The sequence below is a fragment of the Bacillus sp. FSL M7-0003 genome (genome assembly GCF_038628485.1).
Taxonomy (GTDB): Bacteria; Bacillota; Bacilli; order Bacillales; family Bacillaceae; genus Bacillus; species Bacillus safensis.
In genome coordinates this window covers 1,392,217-1,410,036 of record NZ_CP152024.1, presented here as the reverse complement: position 1 = coordinate 1,410,036, position 17,820 = coordinate 1,392,217, and the positions used below count along the sequence as shown (strand labels likewise).

The window sequence follows — 17,820 nt, the reverse complement described above, 5'->3', positions numbered from 1 at the left end:
GAATTTAGATGCGACTATTTTTAACATTATTCATGATTCAAACGATCATTCTGTTAGGCGCTTGCCAGCAGCAGGAAAAGCCAGAGGCGCTGGACAAGCAAGATGGACGCCAGCACTTAGTAAGGGTGTCTGACTCATCGAAGAAAAAGACAGATCAAGCCCGCCCATCCACAGATGTTGCGCAGCATCTTGTCAATGTGACTGAGCACGTAGCAGATGTCAATGATGCAACGGCAATCGTCATCGGACGCTATGCTGTTGTTGGTATTGATGTAAAAGATGATTTAGATAGAAGCAAAGTAGAAACCATTAAATATTCAGTTGCAAAAGCGCTGAGAAATGACCCGGAAGGTGCAAATGCTGTTGTGGTTGCTGATCCGGATACAGTCAGCCGTTTAAAAGAAATGGGCAAAGAAATCCAAGCAGGCCGTCCGGTAAGCGGTATTATGGATGAACTGGCTGCCATTGTCGGCCGCGTGATGCCAGAGATGCCGAGAAATGAGATCGACCGTAATGAAAAGGATCCGACAAATGATCCGAATAATCAGCTCAAAGAACAGGATCAAAAGCAGTTAGAAAAAAATCAAAACGACCAATCAAACCATCATATGAATCAGAAGAACTAATGAGAACGGCTTATATCTCCTGTGATATAAGCCTTTTTCTACGCTGATTTTAAGTAGCTGGAAAACATGCTATAATAAATGCAATAAAGTGAGGTGAAAATGATGAGAGTGAAGTGCTCATTATGTGAAAAGCTTGAAACCATTGATGATGATACACTCGTTGCGAAACGGTTAAGAAACCGGCCAATTCATACATATATGTGCGATGACTGCCAAGAACGCATTAAAATAAAGACAGAAGCTCGCATCAAAACCGGCAGATTCTCTCTTTATCAGGATCCTGCGACAAAAGAGAAAAAGAAGAAAAAAGGAAAGAAAGAACAAAAGACATAAAAAAAGACCTGACACATGTTCAGGTCTTTTTTTACGTATTGACTGTTCCTTCTTTTTTCGCACGATGCAGCCGTATTTTATAAATAATCAAAATGGCAGCTGCCACAACAAGGCCTTCCGCTACTGGCAGGAAGATTCCTAGAAATGTGAGAAACGTGCAGCCAAAAATCAAAAACAAATAAATCACGAGCGCTTTTAAAATCGGTAAACGTCTTGCAAAGCCGAGCTTAAAAACAATAATCGCTAAAACAAGGATGGTGCCATATAGGAGCCACATCCCTGTTTGCGGATTTTCATCGACACGAAACAGCATCGCGAAAAAGGATAGATTTTCACTTACTTCCTGATCATTCAAAAAGATTCCCTCCCCTTATCTTTCAGGGTTCTATCTTTTTAATTCTTCATGGAATTAAGATAATCCTGCTAGCTTTTTCTTCTTCGCTGCTTTCTCACGTTCGTTTTTGTCTAAAATTTTCTTTCTAAGACGAATTGATTCAGGTGTAACCTCACAGTATTCGTCTTCATTCAAGTACTCAAGAGATTCCTCAAGTGACATAATGCGAGGTTTTTTCATGCTAACTGTTTGATCTTTCGTCGCTGAACGTACGTTTGTTTGTTGTTTCATACGGCTTACGTTTACAACAAGGTCGTTCTCACGGTTATGCTCCCCAACAATCATCCCTTGGTATACTTCAGTACCCGGCTCAACGAAGATCACACCGCGCTCTTCAACACCTTGGATTCCGTAAGCAGTTGCTTTACCTGTTTCCATTGAAACAAGTACACCTTGACGGCGTCCGCCAACTTGACCAGACTGCATTGGCTGGTAGCTGTCAAACGTATGGTTCAAAATACCAAAACCACGAGTTAATGAAAGAAATTCAGTTGTATATCCAATTAAACCACGTGATGGCACTGTAAAGATCAGGCGAACTTGACCGTTACCATTATTGATCATGTCAATCATTTCACCTTTTCTTGCACCCATTGATTCCATAACAGAGCCAGTATGCTCTTCTGGTACATCAATTTGAACGCGCTCTACAGGCTCACATCGAACACCATCAACTTCTTTTACAATAACTTCTGGCTTCGATACTTGTAATTCAAAACCTTCACGTCTCATATTCTCAATGAGAATGGATAAGTGAAGCTCTCCGCGTCCAGAAACAACCCAAGCATCAGGTGAATCAGTTGGATCTACACGAAGACTGACGTCTGTTTGAAGCTGCTGCTCTAAACGCTCTTCAATTTTACGTGATGTCACGTATTTTCCTTCACGGCCTGCAAATGGGCTGTTGTTTACAACAAACGTCATTTGAAGTGTCGGCTCATCAATACGAAGGATTGGAAGTGCCTCTTGGTGTTCTACCGGACAAACCGTTTCACCTACGTTGATGTCTTCCATTCCAGATACAGCGACAAGATCTCCCGCTTTCGCTTCGTTGATTTCCACTCGTTTTAACCCTTGGAAACCAAAGATCTTTGTCACGCGGAATTGTTTCACAGTGCCGTCGACTTTCATCAAGGCTACCTGCTGTCCTACTTGCATTGTTCCTCTGAATACACGGCCAATTCCAATTCTGCCAACATAATCATTGTAATCAAGTAGCGCCACTTGGAATTGAAGCGGCTCTTCATGGTTATCAACCGGGCAAGGAATATGGTTCACAATGGCTTCAAACAAAGATTCCATGTTTTCATCTTGCTTGCTCGCATCGTTACTTGCTGTACCATTGATTGCTGATGCATAGACAACTGGGAACTCAAGCTGTTCTTCTGTTGCATCCAATTCAATGAACAAGTCAATCACTTCATCGACTACTTCAGCCGGACGAGCAAAGTCGCGGTCAATTTTATTGACGACAACGATTGGTGTTAAGTTTTGCTCAAGTGCTTTTTTCAGCACAAAGCGTGTTTGAGGCATACAGCCTTCATAAGCATCCACAACAAGGAGTACACCATCTACCATTTTCATGATACGCTCAACTTCACCACCGAAATCGGCGTGTCCTGGTGTATCTAAAATATTAATGCGTGTATCTTTATAATTTATCGCAGTATTTTTAGCTAAAATCGTAATACCGCGCTCTCGCTCTAAATCATTTGAATCCATGGCTCTCTCAGCGATATTTTCATTCGCACGGAAAGTACCAGCTTGATGGAGCAATTGGTCAACAAGCGTCGTTTTACCATGGTCAACGTGGGCAATAATTGCGATGTTGCGAAGGTCTTTTCGAAGTTTCACATTTTCATCTCCTAAAATAATTAGATAACTTTCATATTATATCACAATCCCCTTTAAATGCCGATCGTTTTTCTGTAAACTTATATTAACTCTAAAAAAAGGGATGGGGACATATGAAACAAATCAAATGGCTTCTATTATTATGTGCACTACTTGCAGTTGTCAGTATGGCGTTTATTGGGGTAACTCTTGCAGAAAAAAACATACTGGGTATATGTCTAAGCATTGTATTCGCCATGATTTTCATGGGTACAGGATTTACATTAAAAAGAAAATTAAACGTGCAATCATAAAATTAGTTAAAAGCCTTTTACATTCTACATGTAGAAGGCTTTTTATTTTGAGTAAAAACAAGACAAATCACCTATGAAAGCTTCATTCATCAGACGGAACGTATCTTGAAGAGTTGACAAAAGTAAGCAATCTGAACCCCTCCATTTTTCGACAAGAACTTTTATAGTTCTCCAAAATCAAACATAAAGTTACAATTTTCCTATTCTTCCACAAAGTTTCTCATGGTATGCTTTTCTTGCAACAAAATTTAACAGAAAAGGGAGAGAAAAGAAGCATGAAGAAGTTTTTGAGCAAATCGCTCAGCTCTGTTGTATTTTTCGCTTTAGCTATCATTCTTACTTTCACAACAGTAGCTCCTGGGCAAGCAAGCGCTGCAACTTTCAAAGGAATTCCTTTTGAACAGCAGCAAATCATTAAAGAATTATTGGAGAAAAACGAGCGTGTCATCAACATTCTCATCAATTCATTTGTTGAGGAAGACAACAACTACACATTTGATGTGAAAAAAGCTGTTGAGCTCGGACTAACTGAAGAAGAAGCGGCGACTGCTGAGAAATTCTTAGATCGCGCAGCTGTTCTTACAATCGTTTTCAGTGAAAGCATCACTAAAAACGAAAAAGGGAAATTGGTTTTTGATGCAGCAAAAGCTGTTGAACTTGGTCTTACAAAAGAAGAAGCGGCTAAATTCGAAAAGCTTTTCAAATCAGTGATCAGAATTGCTGATCTTGCTGGTGATGCCCTTGTTCTAGACAAAAAAGGAAACGTTGTGATTGATTCAAAAATCGCAAAAGGTCTTGGATTCAGCTCTACTGAATTACTTGTTTTCAACCAAATGCTTAAGAAAATTCCTCAAGAGCAATTGAAAACGTTCTATGATGCAGTTCAAATTGCGAAAGAAAAATTAAGCTAAGCTAGAAAAACCCCCACCTGGTTTATCCAGATGGGGGTTTTTTATTTCAGCCAATAAAGAATGATCATCACGACATATCCCATACAAAACGCGATACTTGCTCGATATAACAGCTTGCCATAGTAGCGCTTTTCGAATTTTCTTCTTTCTTCCTTTTCATCTATATATGGCATGAGATCAGGGGTTTGTATAAAGGTTATTGGCTCTTTCATTTCGTGATAAAGGTGTTGGCAGCTCTCGCAGGATTGTAAGTGCTCTGCAACAATTTTATTTGTTTCTGCACTTGTGTCCCCCTCTATATAAAGTGGTAACAATTCTTCAATCAAATAACAGCTCATTTATTGAACTCCTCACAATGTAGCTTTCGCTTCAGCTCTAATCTGGCTCGATGAAGGGTTGTTTTGACTTTAGATAAACTCCAATTCAAAATTTCAGCTACTTCTTCATATGACAATTCTTGAATATCTCTTAAAATAAGGACCTCCCGGTAGGAATCCTTCAGCTGATAAATATGATGCCACAGCCTTTCTATATCAGCTTGTTTTTCAATGTGATCTTCTGGTGTCGTGAACGACTGCTGCTCTAAGAAATCTATTTCCTCTACGTTCGTAAAAGTCCATCTTATTTTTCGGCGATAATCATTCACAAATGTGTGATACGCAATGGTATAAAGCCATGTTTTCATACTTGAATGTCCCTTAAAGGAGGACAACCCATGCAGTGCCTTCATAAATACGTCCTGTGCAAGGTCCTTGGCCGTTTCCATATTTCCCGTCCGGCGATATAAATATTTAGTGATTTCCTGAAAATATTCTTCATAGATTTTTTCAATTTGGTCTGCTGGTCTGGACATCAAAAATAAAACCACACAGTCATCCAAATCGATAAAACGATAAAAAAGAAATATAACGAGTAAATAAACCCTTTCATACGTTTTAACTCGTCATAGTCATTCTGACCTTTCATCGGCGATGAAGACTGCTTTTTACCCGTGTCTACATGCTGAAATTGCTGCTCGTGTGCCTTCATCCAGCTCGCTGCCTCGGCTCCCAGATCCCCTTCTTGATACAGTTCATATAAGTCTTGAAAGATGGCTTGTTTTTCTTTATCTGTCAAAACGATGCACCTCTTTTGTTCGTCCATTCACTTCATAGATTTTATGCTCATTTGATCCGAAGGTTTGTATGATGACAAGCCATGAAATGTCGATGTTCCCTTCTTTGTCGATCATCTTCACAGGTTTTATTTGTTTTTTATAGATCGTATATGGTTTATACCTTTTAAGTACTTGCTGATAGACGTCCTCTCGATCTTGATTAGATACTGCGTGCGGGATTGAAGAATCTGATTGTACTCTCAACTCAATTCCATCATCCCCTTTAAACAGATTGACGACATGAGAGGAACGGTTAAACGTATATTGTTTGCTTTCACTAGTACCTGTTTCTTTCCTTACGTCTTTTGGCGTTTTCCCTATGATTTTTAACAAATCTTCATCGCTGACGTTCCCTTTTTTCTGTTGAAGAATCGCTTTTGACAGCTTAAAGCTGATAACTTCTTTTGTTGAGCCATTAAACAGAAACTCCGATTGATCTTTAGTTGTGACCCTCACTTCATGCTGCCAATTAAAATAAAATTCATCAATGCCTGTGATTTGATAAGCTGGCGGCTTTAAATTTAAATGTTTATAAATACTGTTGATCCTGTTTTTTATCTCCGTTTCTGTTAAATGGATTCCGTCTATATCCTTTAATTGAAAGATGGCGTTTACGTATCGCGCTTGTCGAAGCGTCCCTTTTTTCCAGGTGGCAGACGCTAAACTGTCCTCTTCATTCTGAGACATTTTTGGCAGAAGAAGAACGTCCGTCTCTCCGTCCTCTTTTTTTACAGCTAATTGAATGCGCTGTAGATCGATTGACCGCCCGCTTCTTTCGAAAAATTCGATGGTTTTTTTCCTATATTCTTTATCGGTCATCTCCTTTCCCTCTACACGACCTCGATAAGAAAAATCGCTTAATTCACCTGTAAACGCAGACATATTCACTTCATACTGATCATCTGCAAACACGTAATGATAAGGGATAGGCTGATGACTAGCATTTAAATAAAGCGATTGATCCTCTGGTACAAATTTTGAAGCGAATGCTTTTGCACTCACTGCTGATAAAGGGCGATATTCTTGTGAAAAAGTATCTACCAGTTCCGTTTTGGTAAATTGGAACATGGTATGAGGAATATTGACAACCGGGTTGAGTAACAGCAGAAAAAAGACAGCTATACAACCAGCGCCCCACTGCCTTAATCTCAGCTTGTCCCGTAGTAAAGCAGATAACAAATCAATCGTCATAAAGCTTCCTGCTGCTGCCGCTAAAATGACTATCGATTTAAATGAAGATTGGAGCTCATACTTCGAGATAGAAGGATAAAATATATAAAGCAAGGCTGCGAAAATTAAGCCATAGAAGAAAAGCAATTCCTTCCACTTTCGGTGCCAAAACAAGCGAAAGAAAAGGTGCAGCACCAAAGCGGCGAAGCAAGCCATAAGCAAAATGGTGATCATATCTCTCCATACTAGCCCCGTATCACCGCTAAGAAAGAACTTTTTGCTTTCAGCAAACACAATAAACACTGTTTGACATAAAGGCAGAAGTAATACAGATAAATCAAAAACAAAGAACATACCTTTATTTTTTAAATAAGGAAGAGTAATCACATAGTACAGTGATGCAAGCAAGACATACCCATAAATGAGAAATTGCATAAAATCTGTCAGCACCTCGAATGTTTCGATCGTATACTGTCTAGACAGAACTTGGTGGATCATTTCAACTGTCATCCCGCCAAGCAGAACAACTCTTAATACGATTCCAGCATAAAATACATAACCACTCTTCTTTTCTTTCCATATGGGGAGTGTCACGAACAGGACAAATAGTCCAAGTACACACCATTGAATGATGTGGATACTGTACTCATTTAAAATAAAATACCTTTCAAAATGGAGCGATAAATCACTAAACAAATCAAACATTGATACACAATCCTTTACATGAAATTAAGGCCTCATTCGTATAGACATCTGCCTTACCAAAAAGTTTCAGGAAAAACAAAAAATCACTTCATTCTCATGAAGTGATGTCGTTTTATTTTTTATTTCCGCTTCCTTTTATGTAATCATGCAAGATTTTTTCACAAATGGATCGATTTCCAGCCACTATGCTGTTTTTGTCTAGGAACGTAAGACGTTCTCCGTGAATATTTGAGTAAACGGCCCCTACTTCATCAAGCAGTACGCAGCCCGCTGCATAATCCCACGGCGCAAGCCTTAAGGTGACATATGCGTCACTTCTGCCGCTTGCAATATAAGCAAGCTCAAGGGCAGCTGATCCAATCGTTCGTGTCCCTCTCACGTCACGCACAAGACGGGCAAATGGTTTGGCGTCAAAATAAGGGTTTTCGATCGCCCATGTCGGATTAATCCCCACAATGGCTTTTTCAATCTCCACATCTTTTAATGGAGGGAGCAGGATATCGTTCATATAGGCTCCTTCTCCTTTAATGGCATGGTAGAGCTCGTCATGAATGACGTCATAAATAAGACCGATTTTCCCCACACCATTTTCAAATATCCCGATTGAAATGGCAAAGTTGCGTTTTTGATGGACAAAGTTCATTGTGCCATCGATCGGATCAATGATCCACACAATTCCATCGAGTGAGGTCACCTCTTCCCCTTGTCCCTCTTCTCCTAAAATGTGATGATCTGAAAATGTCGACTGTATTTTTTCAATAAAAAAACGTTCTGTTTCTTTATCGATATTCGTGACTAGATCATTTGGATTTGATTTTGTTTCAATTGATAGACCTTCCTGCATGGACGCTTTAATACGGCTTCCTGCTTCTTTTACCCAGAGCTTTGCAAGACGGTCAATTTCCACCCAGTTTGTCATCAGATTGTAAACCTCTTTTCTATGTAGGACCTATTTGTAATAGCATACTGATATTATGTACGTAAAAGCAAGAAAAAAGCAGCTTCATACAAAAACGAACCGATGAATTGGTTCGTTTTTACCTCACGCTGTTTTACCCTTGAAGCTGCTCCCATTCTTTTCTTAGGCGCTCAAGCTTTCGTTTGCTGCGTTCGATTTGGATGTCATCTTTTTGTTCGATGGCTTCATGAAGCGTAGAAAGCTCATAATCAACCTCTAATCTCCACACAGCGATGCGATTTTTCTTCTCCTGTCTATAGCCCTGCTTCACGATTTGCTTCATTGGTCAACGCCCCTTCCAGAGAATGATTCATTCCTTGTCAGTTTTCATTGATAAAAATTCAATCGATAAGAGAAATGGTTCTTGCTTATATCGTATGAAGCGATCGCATAACCGCAACGACATTCTGAAAATTGTGTCTTTACCTATTAATGATGTACCACAAAATGAAAGGTTTTAAACGCTGCACCACGCCCTTTTATCTGCCGGTGCATCTTTTTTTGAGCTTGACCCAAGCTATGATAAAATATGATCAGCGAAAAGATACAGGAGGCATAACATGAGTGAAATGCGTTTTAGAGATGAAGATTTTGAAACATTCACAGTTGATGGTTTAGATGAACGAATGACTGTATTAAAAGAAAGAGTCCGTCCAAAGCTTGAGGCACTTGGCGAACATTTTGCACCACTTCTTTCTTCTATTACAGGAGACGAAATGTTTGTACACGTCGCAAAGCATGCTAGAAGATCTGTCAACCCGCCAAATGATACATGGGTTGCTTTTGCAAACAGTAAGCGCGGATATAAAAAGCTCCCTCATTTTCAAATTGGGCTTTGGAAAACACATGTCTTTGTCTGGTTTGCGCTCATTTATGAATCTCCAGTTAAGGGTGAGTACGGCCAGCTATTTGAAAAAGAGCTAGACACCATCCAGCAGAAAATACCGCAAGATTTTGTTTGGTCTAAAGATCATATGAAACCAGATGTCATGCTTCACAGCGAACTAGATTCCGAACAGCTGAAAACGCTTTTTGAACGTGTTCAAACAGTGAAGAAAGCCGAGCTTCTGTGCGGCATTCAGCTGCCTAGAGAGGAAGTCGTTCAAATGAATAATGAAGAATTCCTATCGAAAATCGAAAATGCTTTCCGCACGCTGACGTATCTATACCGCTTCACACAGAAAGAATCTGTATAAAAAAACGAGCCCTTATAGGCTCGATTCAAATTGTTGACAAAGGGCTAAAATGATTTTGATTTTAGCCCTTTGTCTTCTTTTTCAGCGTGATAGAAAACCTTTGAAGTCTAGGAAGGACGAGTACCGGCGCGGAGCGAATTTGACATTCGTGAGCACCGGCACGCAGGCCTGACACCGAATGCGAGGGTTTGTCTGCACGCTGAAACGAGCCTTTATAGGCTCGTTTTTTACATACGTATAATAGCAGTCTCTTCTGCCTCTCTTGCGGTTTTCACTGCACGATAAGGGGAATACCCACTTCCCTTTTCAAACGCCGCACAATGCGTTTTTTCCTCTGCTTTTGATGGCACAACCTCTTTAAATCGTTTATAAGCATCTAATAACTCCTGCTTCGCAATTCCTTTTTCATAGGCTTTTTCAACAGCCTGAAAAAATGAAATGACTGCAATTTTTTCCTCTGTCGTCCAGTCGACATCCATTGGATATTGATATTCCATTTACTTGTCCCTCACTTTAACACTCATTTCTCATTTGAACTTTTATTATAGCATCTGTTTGATCAGAAACCGATTGATTTATGCTTTACATTCCGATCAGTTCATAATATAATTCTTTTGTTTTATGCAATGAAATCTGCTGTAATTGGCACAATAATAGCAGGTATTTCGATGAAGGTGGGAAAGCAATTGTCACAACATGATACACCCTTATATACTGGACTAAAAAAACACGCAGCAACCAATCCAGTCCAATTTCACATTCCAGGCCATAAAAAAGGAGCCGGAATGGATCCTGAATTTAGAGCATTCATTGGCAACAATGCATTAAGCATTGACCTCATTAATATAGAACCTCTCGATGATTTACATTCACCTCGAGGGATGATAAAAGAAGCACAGGAGCTTGCTGCTGAAGCCTTCGGTGCTGATCATACGTTTTTCTCCATTCAAGGCACAAGCGGCGCTATCATGACAATGGTGATGACGGTATGCGGGCCTGGAGATAAAATTATCGTTCCGCGTAATGTCCATAAATCAATTATGTCCGCGATTGTATTTTCTGGCGCAGTTCCTGTTTTTATTCACCCAGAAATAGACAAAGAACTTGGCATCTCTCACGGTATTACACCTGAATCAGCCAAAAAGGCGCTCACTGAGCATCCAGATGCGAAAGGTTTGCTTGTCATTAATCCAACGTATTTTGGTATTTCAGCTGACTTAAAATCAATCGTAGACATTGCCCATTCATTTGATGTGCCTGTCCTTGTCGATGAAGCACACGGTGTGCATATACATTTTCACGATGAGCTTCCCCTCTCTGCGATGCAGGCAGGTGCCGACATGGCCGCAACAAGTGTCCATAAACTCGGCGGCTCTCTTACGCAGAGCTCTATTTTAAATATGAAGGAAGGGCTTGTTTCAAAAGACCGAGTGCAATCGATTTTGAGTATGCTGACGACAACGTCCACTTCTTATTTGCTCTTAGCGTCACTTGATGTCGCTCGAAAACGATTAGCCACTGAAGGAAAGGCACTAGCTCAAGAAGCAATTCGTTTAGCTGAATCAGCGAGAGACCGCTTGAATCAAATTGAAGGCATTACCTGCATTGGCAAGGAAGTACTCGGTTCAGCTTCCACTTACGATTATGACCCAACGAAATTAATTATCTCCATTAAAGACCTTGGGTTAAACGGACATGATGTCGAAAAATGGCTGAGAGAAAGCTATCGAATTGAAGTAGAGCTCTCTGACCTTTACAACATTTTATGTATCGTTACACCTGGCGATTCAGATGAGACAATTGATACGCTCGTGACGGCGATGCAGGAAATTGCCGCAGCCTCTACTCGTGAGAGCGGCAAACAAGCAGTAACGGAAGTGCTGCTGCCTGAGATCCCATCGCTTGCTATGACGCCGCGTGACGCCTTTTACGCTACAACGGAAGTCGTTCCATTTAAGGAAGCAGTCGGCCGCATTATCGCAGAGTTTGTGATGGTGTATCCGCCAGGTATTCCGATTTTTATACCAGGTGAAATTATCACAGAAGAAAATATATCGTATATCTTTAAAAATATTGAAATTGGTCTCCCTGTCCAAGGACCTGAAGATTCAACGCTTGAAATGATCCGTGTGATTAAGGAACAAAAACCAATTTTATAAAAAAGAAACATGCAGCCCCAAATGGAGCTGCATGCTTTTTTATTTATTCAGAGGCTTCATCACAGCAATGACAGTGACCACACGTTCCGTATAGCGTTGTCACTTTTTCATTTTCAAATTGATCAATGGTTTCATTGCAATCTTGACAAATAATTGTACCCACGTACATTCCCCTTTTCTTCATTCATAGTTTGAAAGCGTTTGATCTATTTCTTATTTCTATAATATGATGTCACATTTAAGTTGTCAACGGTTAATTGTATGACACATTTAATCATTTTTTATAAATATGTGCTTTTTTCTTATCATATTGAGGGAACGTTTCAATTGTATTTTGCTTCATATCAATTCTGTAACAATTGAGTAACAATCGAAAATTGTCAAAAGGGACATGATACACTAGAGTGACTAACAGGGAACAAGCTCCTAAAAATGTTGGGACAACCCCAAATGATTTTGAGGTGAATAGATTGAATTTTATGAGGACACTTCTCATTATATTCCCCATGCTCTTTGTACTTAGTTCATGCTCATTTGCGTATATCATACCGAATCAGACCGACCAAGTCCGTCATATTCAAAAACCGAGAATTCTCTTTTTTACTGATGCAGAAAACCTTGATAAAGAAAGCCCTTATTATGATGCAGTCCTCGATTTAAAAAATGAATACCCTAAGGAAATGTCAAAAATGATTGTAAAAGAAGATCGTAAAGGGTGGAAAAATGAAGTGGACGAATTACCGGCTATTTTACTTGTCAATGATGAAAAAGTGATCGTGAAGGTGGAAGGAAATGTCCGCAGTAAACAAGAGATCTTATCGCCTTTATGTCATGCTTTAGACCGCGTCAATACAAACTAATGATATTAACCTTGCACTTATATATATCCATATGAAAAAACCCCTCACCTCATGAGGGGTTTTTCATATGGTGTTCAGGGCGCCAAAAAAAACCCTCTCCATCAAGGAGAGGGTTTCATAGGTTTCATTATTTTACGATGTGGATTGGGCTTCCGATTGCTACTTCAGCCGTTTCCATTGTAATTTCACCTAATGTTGGGTGAGCGTGAATTGTCATAGCGATATCTTCAGCAGTCACTCCAGCTTCGATTGCAAGGCTAAGCTCTGAAATCATATCAGAAGCGCCAACACCTGCGATTTGAGCACCGATAACTAGACCATCCTCTTTACGAGTGATCATTTTCATGAAGCCATCAGTTGCATCAAGAGAAAGTGCACGTCCGTTCGCTGCGAATGGGAATTTCGCTGCAACGATTTCGATTCCTTCTGCTTTTGCTTCTGCTTCAGTGTATCCAACAGTTGCAAGTTCTGGCTCAGAGAATACAACAGCAGGAATACCAAGGTAATCAATTTCAGCTGGCTCTCCAGCGATTGCTTCAGCTGCAATTTTACCTTCGTAAGAAGCTTTGTGAGCAAGTGGTGGTCCATCAACGATGTCACCAATTGCATAGATGTTAGATACGCTTGTACGGCATTGTTTGTCTGTTTTGACAACTCCGCGGTCAGTCAATTCAACACCAACTTGCTCAAGACCAAGCTCATCAGTGTTTGGACGACGACCAACAGTCACAAGTACGTAATCAGCATCAACTGTTTTTTCTTCGCCTTTTACTTCAAACGTAACAGTGACACCATCAGATTTTTCTTCAACGCCTTTTGCAAGAGCGTTTGTATGGATTTCAACGTTTCCTTTTTTCTTCAGGTTACGTTTAACCAATGAGCTCATTTGCTTTTCGAAACCTGGAAGGATTTCGTCTCCACCTTCAAGGATCACAACTTCTGTTCCAAAGTTTGCATAAGCAGTACCAAGCTCAGTACCGATGTATCCACCACCGATGACAACTAACTTTTTAGGTACTTCTTTAAGCGCTAAAGCACCAGTTGAGTTGATCACGCGGTCTGTGTATTTAAAAGTAGGCAATTCAATTGGACGAGATCCAGTTGCAAGAATTGCATTTTTGAAAGTGTAAGTCTGTGCTGAATTATCATCCATTACACGTACAGAGTTGCTGTCTACGAAATAAGCTTCACCTTTGACGATGTCTACTTTATTTCCTTTAAGAAGACCTTGAACTCCACCTGTTAACTTATTAACAACAGAAGCTTTCCACTCTTGAACTTTTGTGAAATCAACTGTTACGTTTTCAGCTTTGATACCCATGTCTTCAGAATGCTTAGCATTTTCAAAACGATGGCCAGCATTGATTAATGCTTTTGAAGGGATACAGCCAACGTTTAGACATACACCGCCAAGTGTTCCTTTTTCAACGATTGTTACTTTTTGTCCAAGCTGTGCAGCACGAATAGCAGCTACATATCCACCAGGACCTGCACCGATGACAAGAGTATCTGTTTCGATTGGGAAATCTCCTACTACCATGACATTACGCCTCCATTAAAATTAATTGTGGATCATTCAATAAACGCTTGATGTGGTTAAGGGCATTTTGCGCAGTAGCTCCGTCAATCATACGGTGGTCAAAGCTTAGGGAAAGAGCTAAGACAGGAGCTGCAACGATTTCGCCATCACGAACAACCGCTTTTTCAGCGATTCGGCCAATACCAAGGATCGCTACTTCTGGGTGGTTGATGACTGGAGTAAACCATTGTCCACCAGCAGAACCGATGTTTGTGATTGTGCAAGATGCACCTTTCATTTCAGCTGGAGCCAATTTACCATCACGTGCTTTTGTTGCAAGCTCATTGATCTCGTTAGAAACTTCGAAAATCGCTTTGCGATCTGCATTTTTTACAACTGGAACGAGCAAGCCTTTTTCAGTGTCAGCTGCAATTCCGATGTTGTAGTAATGCTTTTGAACAACTTCATCTGTTTTATCATCGATAGAAGTGTTAAGTACTGGGTACTTTTTCAAAGCAGAAGTTAGAGCTTTTACAACGTAAGGCAAGTAAGTTAACTTGATTCCTTGATCAGCTGCAACTTGTTTGAATTGTTTACGATGTGCAACAAGGTTTGTTACATCAACTTCATCCATTAATGTTACGTGAGGAGCTGTATGCTTAGAGTTCACCATTGCTTTTGCGATTGCTTTGCGGATTCCGCTCATTTTCTCGCGAGTTTCTGGGAATTCTCCTTCAAGAACTGGAGCTGCTGCCGCTTTTGGAGCTGCTTCTTCTTTCGCACTTTCAGCTGCTTGAGGTGCTGCCTCTTGAGCTGCAGAACCACCATTAACGAAGCTGTCGATATCTTCTTTTAACACACGGCCGTTTTTACCAGAACCTGCAACTTTGTAAATTTCAACGCCTTTTTCGCGAGCATATTTACGTACAGATGGCATAGCGATCACGCGTTTGTTTGGATCAGCGTCTACTTGCTCTTGTGCGCCTGCACCAGTTGCTGCCGCCGCTTCTTCTTGTGCTACTTCTTTCTTCTCTGGCTCGTTACCAGCTTCAGCAGTACCTTGTACTTGAGCTTCAGTTTTTGCTTCGCCTTCTTCTTCGCTGCCTTTAAATTGAAGATTTTCGTAACCAGGTGCATCAAACGTAATGATTGTTTGTCCTACAGTTGCAACTGTTCCCTCTTCAACTTTTAATTCTAATACTTTTCCTTTAACAGGTGAAGGAATTTCTACAACTGCTTTATCATTTTGTACCTCTGCTAAAACGTCATCTTCATTGATTTCGTCGTTTGGTTTAACAAACCACTTAACGATCTCACCTTCGTGGATACCTTCTCCGATGTCCGGAAGTTTAAATTCAAATGCCACTGTTTTTCGCCTCCTAGATTTTGTTGAACCCTTGTTGTGTATATTTACACGGTCATGTAATTGATAAAGGGGAAGAGAAATAAATTCTTTTCCCCTCTGTCATTTAATTAAAATTCAAGAACTTTCTTCGCTGTTTCAAGTACATCTTTATGGTTTGGAAGCCATACGCTCTCAGCTTGAGAGAAAGCAAATACAGTATCAGGTGCAGCTACACGAAGTACTGGTGCTTCCAAGCTAAGGATCGCTCTGTCATTGATTTCAGCTACTACGTTTGCAGCAATACCAGCTTGTTTTTGTGCTTCTTGAACAACGATCGCACGGCCTGTTTTTTCAACAGAAGCGATGATTGTTTCAATATCAAGCGGGCTTACTGTGCGAAGGTCGATCACTTCAGCAGAAACGCCTTCTTTTTCTAGCTCTTCAGCAGCTTTTAGTGATTCGTGAACCATTGCACCGTAAGTGATGATTGAAAGGTCAGAACCTTCACGTTTCACGTCAGCTTTACCGATTTCAATTGTGTACTCTTCTTCAGGAACTTCCTGACGGAAAGAACGATAAAGTTTCATATGCTCAAGGAACACTACAGGATCGTTGTCACGAATTGCAGAAATTAAAAGTCCTTTTGCATCGTAAGGTGTTGAAGGAATAACAACCTTGATACCAGGCTGTTGTGCGATAAGACCTTCTAAGCTGTCAGCGTGAAGCTCAGGTGTGTGAACTCCCCCGCCGAATGGAGAACGGATTGTCACTGGAGAATGCCAGCGTCCGCCAGAACGGTAACGCATACGAGCCATTTGTCCAGAAACAGAATCTAATACTTCGTAAACGAATCCGAAGAATTGAATTTCCATTACCGGGCGGAATTCTTGTAGTCCAAGGCCAATAGCAAGACCGCCAATACCAGATTCAGCAAGTGGAGTATCGAATACACGATCCTCACCAAACTCTTTTTGCAATCCTTCAGTCGCACGGAATACGCCGCCGTTTTTACCAACGTCTTCTCCGAAAACGAGAACGTTTTCGTCATTTTTCAGTTCTGTGCGTAACGCATCAGTGATCGCTTGAATCATTGTCATTTGCGCCATGGCTTACTTCGACTCCTTCTGTTTGTAAATTTCAAGCTGTTCAACTAAGTTGAATGGTTTTACATCGTACATGTTTTCAATCAAGTCAGTGACTTTTTGCTTAGGCTGTTCGTCAGCTTCTTTGATCGCTTGTTTGATTTGTTCTTTTGCATCTTCAATCACTTTATTCTCTTCTTCTTCAGACCATAGGCCTTTGTTTTCCAAGAATTTGCGGTAGCGTACCAATGGATCTTTTTGCTCCCACTCGTTTTCATCTTCTTTTGTACGATATCTTGTTGGATCGTCACCAGCCATTGTATGTGGGCCGTAACGGAATGTAAGAGTTTCGATTAATGTTGGACCTTCACCATTTACAGCGCGCTCACGAGCTTCAGCAGTTGCTGCATAAACAGCTAATGCATCCATACCGTCAACTTGTACGCCTACGATACCAGCTGCAGCTGCTTTTTGCGCAATTGTTTGTGCAGCAGACTGCTTTTCAACAGGTGTAGAGATCGCATATCTGTTGTTTTGGACAACAAAAATCGCTGGCGCTTTGTAAGCCCCTGCAAAGTTAATACCTTCGTAGAAATCACCTTGTGAAGCTCCACCGTCACCAGTGTAAGTGATTGCAACAGCTTTTTTACCGCGCTTTTTCAAACCAAGAGCTACACCAGCAGCTTGAATGATTTGAGCACCGATAATGATTTGCGGTGAAAGTGCATTCACATCTTCAGGCATTTGGTTACCAACAAAGTGTCCGCGAGAGAACAAGAATGCTTTTGTTAGCGGAAGACCATGCCAGATTAATTGTGGTACATCACGATATCCTGGAAGAATGAAATCTTCTTTCTCAAGTGCAAAGTGAGTTGCAAGCTGAGAAGCCTCTTGTCCAGCTGTTGGCGCGTAGAAGCCAAGACGTCCTTGACGGTTCAATGAAATTGAACGTTGATCTAATACTCGTGTAAACACCATACGGCGCATTAATTCTTTTAATTGGTCATCTGAAAGATCCGGCATTGCCGCTTCGTTTACGACTTCGCCTTTTTCGTTTAAAATTTGAAACGTTTCAAACTGCTTTTTGATGGCATCAAATTGCTTTTTGCTATCAACAATTGCTTTTTTTGTTTTTGCAGCCATTCTAAAGTCACCTCTTCCTTTCTTTTAACAGTCCATTTGTCGTGAATCCATTTATACATACAGATATAGGATAACCCAAAATACTCATATGACTCCTGTATATAATAGCCACTAAG

Annotated in this window: 21 protein-coding genes; 7 read left to right on the top strand and 14 right to left on the bottom strand. The window is 40.5% G+C overall.

Annotated features, from left to right (window positions below; all coding sequences use genetic code 11):
- Positions 1-8: 8 nt before the first annotated feature.
- Complete coding sequence (locus tag MHI23_RS07175) at positions 9-626, top strand: YhcN/YlaJ family sporulation lipoprotein (RefSeq protein ID WP_342492403.1); 618 nt, start codon at positions 9-11, stop codon at positions 624-626.
- A 99-nt stretch (positions 627-725) separates the two neighbouring features.
- On the top strand, positions 726-959 hold the full coding sequence (locus tag MHI23_RS07170) for a YlaI family protein (protein WP_223250959.1): 234 nt from the start codon (positions 726-728) through the stop codon (positions 957-959).
- 31 nt (positions 960-990) lie between these two features.
- On the opposite strand, the gene MHI23_RS07165 is transcribed toward MHI23_RS07170, so the two are convergent.
- Both MHI23_RS07165 and typA read right to left on the bottom strand, forming a co-directional pair.
- Positions 991-1,314 (bottom strand): YlaH-like family protein, encoded by a 324-nt coding sequence (locus tag MHI23_RS07165; RefSeq protein ID WP_003210819.1) that lies wholly within the window; start codon positions 1,312-1,314, stop codon positions 991-993.
- Between the two features lie 54 nt (positions 1,315-1,368).
- Positions 1,369-3,207: a translational GTPase TypA gene (typA, locus tag MHI23_RS07160; protein ID WP_024424768.1), complete on the bottom strand. Its 1,839-nt coding sequence runs from the start codon at positions 3,205-3,207 to the stop codon at positions 1,369-1,371.
- 113 nt (positions 3,208-3,320) lie between these two features.
- Here typA and MHI23_RS07155 point away from each other — a divergent pair, with 113 nt between their 5' ends.
- Together MHI23_RS07155 and MHI23_RS07150 are read left to right on the top strand one after the other, a co-directional pair.
- Positions 3,321-3,500, top strand: coding sequence for a DUF5325 family protein (locus tag MHI23_RS07155; protein ID WP_024426900.1), 180 nt, complete (start codon positions 3,321-3,323; stop codon positions 3,498-3,500).
- Positions 3,501-3,775: 275 nt separating this feature from the next.
- Positions 3,776-4,411, top strand: a complete 636-nt coding sequence (locus MHI23_RS07150; protein WP_024424766.1) for a hypothetical protein — start codon at positions 3,776-3,778, stop codon at positions 4,409-4,411.
- A 41-nt stretch (positions 4,412-4,452) separates the two neighbouring features.
- On the opposite strand, the gene MHI23_RS07145 is transcribed toward MHI23_RS07150, so the two are convergent.
- From MHI23_RS07145 to MHI23_RS07120, 6 genes are all read right to left on the bottom strand, one after another.
- Positions 4,453-4,749 (bottom strand): zf-HC2 domain-containing protein, encoded by a 297-nt coding sequence (locus tag MHI23_RS07145; RefSeq protein WP_024426899.1) that lies wholly within the window; start codon positions 4,747-4,749, stop codon positions 4,453-4,455.
- Positions 4,746-5,264 carry a sigma-70 family RNA polymerase sigma factor gene (locus tag MHI23_RS07140; protein ID WP_029707654.1) on the bottom strand — a complete coding sequence of 173 codons (519 nt, stop codon included), beginning with the start codon at positions 5,262-5,264 and terminating at the stop codon, positions 4,746-4,748. The genes MHI23_RS07145 and MHI23_RS07140 overlap by 4 nt, the downstream gene beginning before the upstream one ends.
- Positions 5,264-5,527 carry a hypothetical protein gene (locus MHI23_RS07135; RefSeq protein WP_034623302.1) on the bottom strand — a complete coding sequence of 88 codons (264 nt, stop codon included), beginning with the start codon at positions 5,525-5,527 and terminating at the stop codon, positions 5,264-5,266. Before MHI23_RS07135 ends, MHI23_RS07140 begins: the two co-directional genes overlap by 1 nt.
- Complete coding sequence (locus MHI23_RS07130; RefSeq protein WP_342492402.1) at positions 5,517-7,442, bottom strand: hypothetical protein; 1,926 nt, start codon at positions 7,440-7,442, stop codon at positions 5,517-5,519. Before MHI23_RS07130 ends, MHI23_RS07135 begins: the two co-directional genes overlap by 11 nt.
- A gap of 112 nt (positions 7,443-7,554) precedes the next feature.
- Positions 7,555-8,361, bottom strand: a complete 807-nt coding sequence (locus tag MHI23_RS07125) for an inositol monophosphatase family protein (protein WP_342492401.1) — start codon at positions 8,359-8,361, stop codon at positions 7,555-7,557.
- Positions 8,362-8,494: 133 nt separating this feature from the next.
- On the bottom strand, positions 8,495-8,683 hold the full coding sequence (locus tag MHI23_RS07120; protein ID WP_024424761.1) for a hypothetical protein: 189 nt from the start codon (positions 8,681-8,683) through the stop codon (positions 8,495-8,497).
- 277 nt (positions 8,684-8,960) lie between these two features.
- On the opposite strand from MHI23_RS07120, the gene MHI23_RS07115 reads away from it, so the two are divergent.
- Positions 8,961-9,596, top strand: coding sequence for a DUF1054 domain-containing protein (locus tag MHI23_RS07115; RefSeq protein WP_171464198.1), 636 nt, complete (start codon positions 8,961-8,963; stop codon positions 9,594-9,596).
- 227 nt (positions 9,597-9,823) lie between these two features.
- On the opposite strand, the gene MHI23_RS07110 is transcribed toward MHI23_RS07115, so the two are convergent.
- Positions 9,824-10,093 (bottom strand): UPF0223 family protein, encoded by a 270-nt coding sequence (locus MHI23_RS07110; protein ID WP_024424759.1) that lies wholly within the window; start codon positions 10,091-10,093, stop codon positions 9,824-9,826.
- Positions 10,094-10,282: 189 nt separating this feature from the next.
- Between MHI23_RS07110 and MHI23_RS07105 the strand changes: the two genes are divergently transcribed.
- The gene (locus tag MHI23_RS07105) at positions 10,283-11,755 is read left to right on the top strand and encodes an aminotransferase class I/II-fold pyridoxal phosphate-dependent enzyme (protein ID WP_341053254.1); all 1,473 of its coding nucleotides are present in this window, start codon (positions 10,283-10,285) and stop codon (positions 11,753-11,755) included.
- Between the two features lie 43 nt (positions 11,756-11,798).
- On the opposite strand, the gene MHI23_RS07100 is transcribed toward MHI23_RS07105, so the two are convergent.
- Positions 11,799-11,918, bottom strand: a complete 120-nt coding sequence (locus MHI23_RS07100; protein WP_003212464.1) for a GapA-binding peptide SR1P — start codon at positions 11,916-11,918, stop codon at positions 11,799-11,801.
- Positions 11,919-12,234: 316 nt separating this feature from the next.
- On the opposite strand from MHI23_RS07100, the gene MHI23_RS07095 reads away from it, so the two are divergent.
- The gene (locus tag MHI23_RS07095; protein ID WP_223250976.1) at positions 12,235-12,615 is read left to right on the top strand and encodes a hypothetical protein; all 381 of its coding nucleotides are present in this window, start codon (positions 12,235-12,237) and stop codon (positions 12,613-12,615) included.
- 127 nt (positions 12,616-12,742) lie between these two features.
- On the opposite strand, the gene lpdA is transcribed toward MHI23_RS07095, so the two are convergent.
- The 4 genes from lpdA to pdhA all read right to left on the bottom strand — a co-directional run bounded on the left by lpdA (position 12,743) and on the right by pdhA (position 17,704).
- Positions 12,743-14,155 carry a dihydrolipoyl dehydrogenase gene (gene lpdA / locus MHI23_RS07090; RefSeq protein ID WP_024426892.1) on the bottom strand — a complete coding sequence of 471 codons (1,413 nt, stop codon included), beginning with the start codon at positions 14,153-14,155 and terminating at the stop codon, positions 12,743-12,745.
- A gap of 4 nt (positions 14,156-14,159) precedes the next feature.
- Entirely contained in the window at positions 14,160-15,500 is a 1,341-nt protein-coding gene (locus MHI23_RS07085; protein WP_024426891.1) for a dihydrolipoamide acetyltransferase family protein, read from the bottom strand.
- Positions 15,501-15,607: 107 nt separating this feature from the next.
- Positions 15,608-16,585, bottom strand: coding sequence for a pyruvate dehydrogenase complex E1 component subunit beta (pdhB, locus tag MHI23_RS07080; RefSeq protein WP_012009824.1), 978 nt, complete (start codon positions 16,583-16,585; stop codon positions 15,608-15,610).
- Positions 16,586-16,588: 3 nt separating this feature from the next.
- Positions 16,589-17,704 carry a pyruvate dehydrogenase (acetyl-transferring) E1 component subunit alpha gene (pdhA, locus tag MHI23_RS07075; protein ID WP_024424754.1) on the bottom strand — a complete coding sequence of 372 codons (1,116 nt, stop codon included), beginning with the start codon at positions 17,702-17,704 and terminating at the stop codon, positions 16,589-16,591.
- Positions 17,705-17,820: the final 116 nt, after the last annotated feature.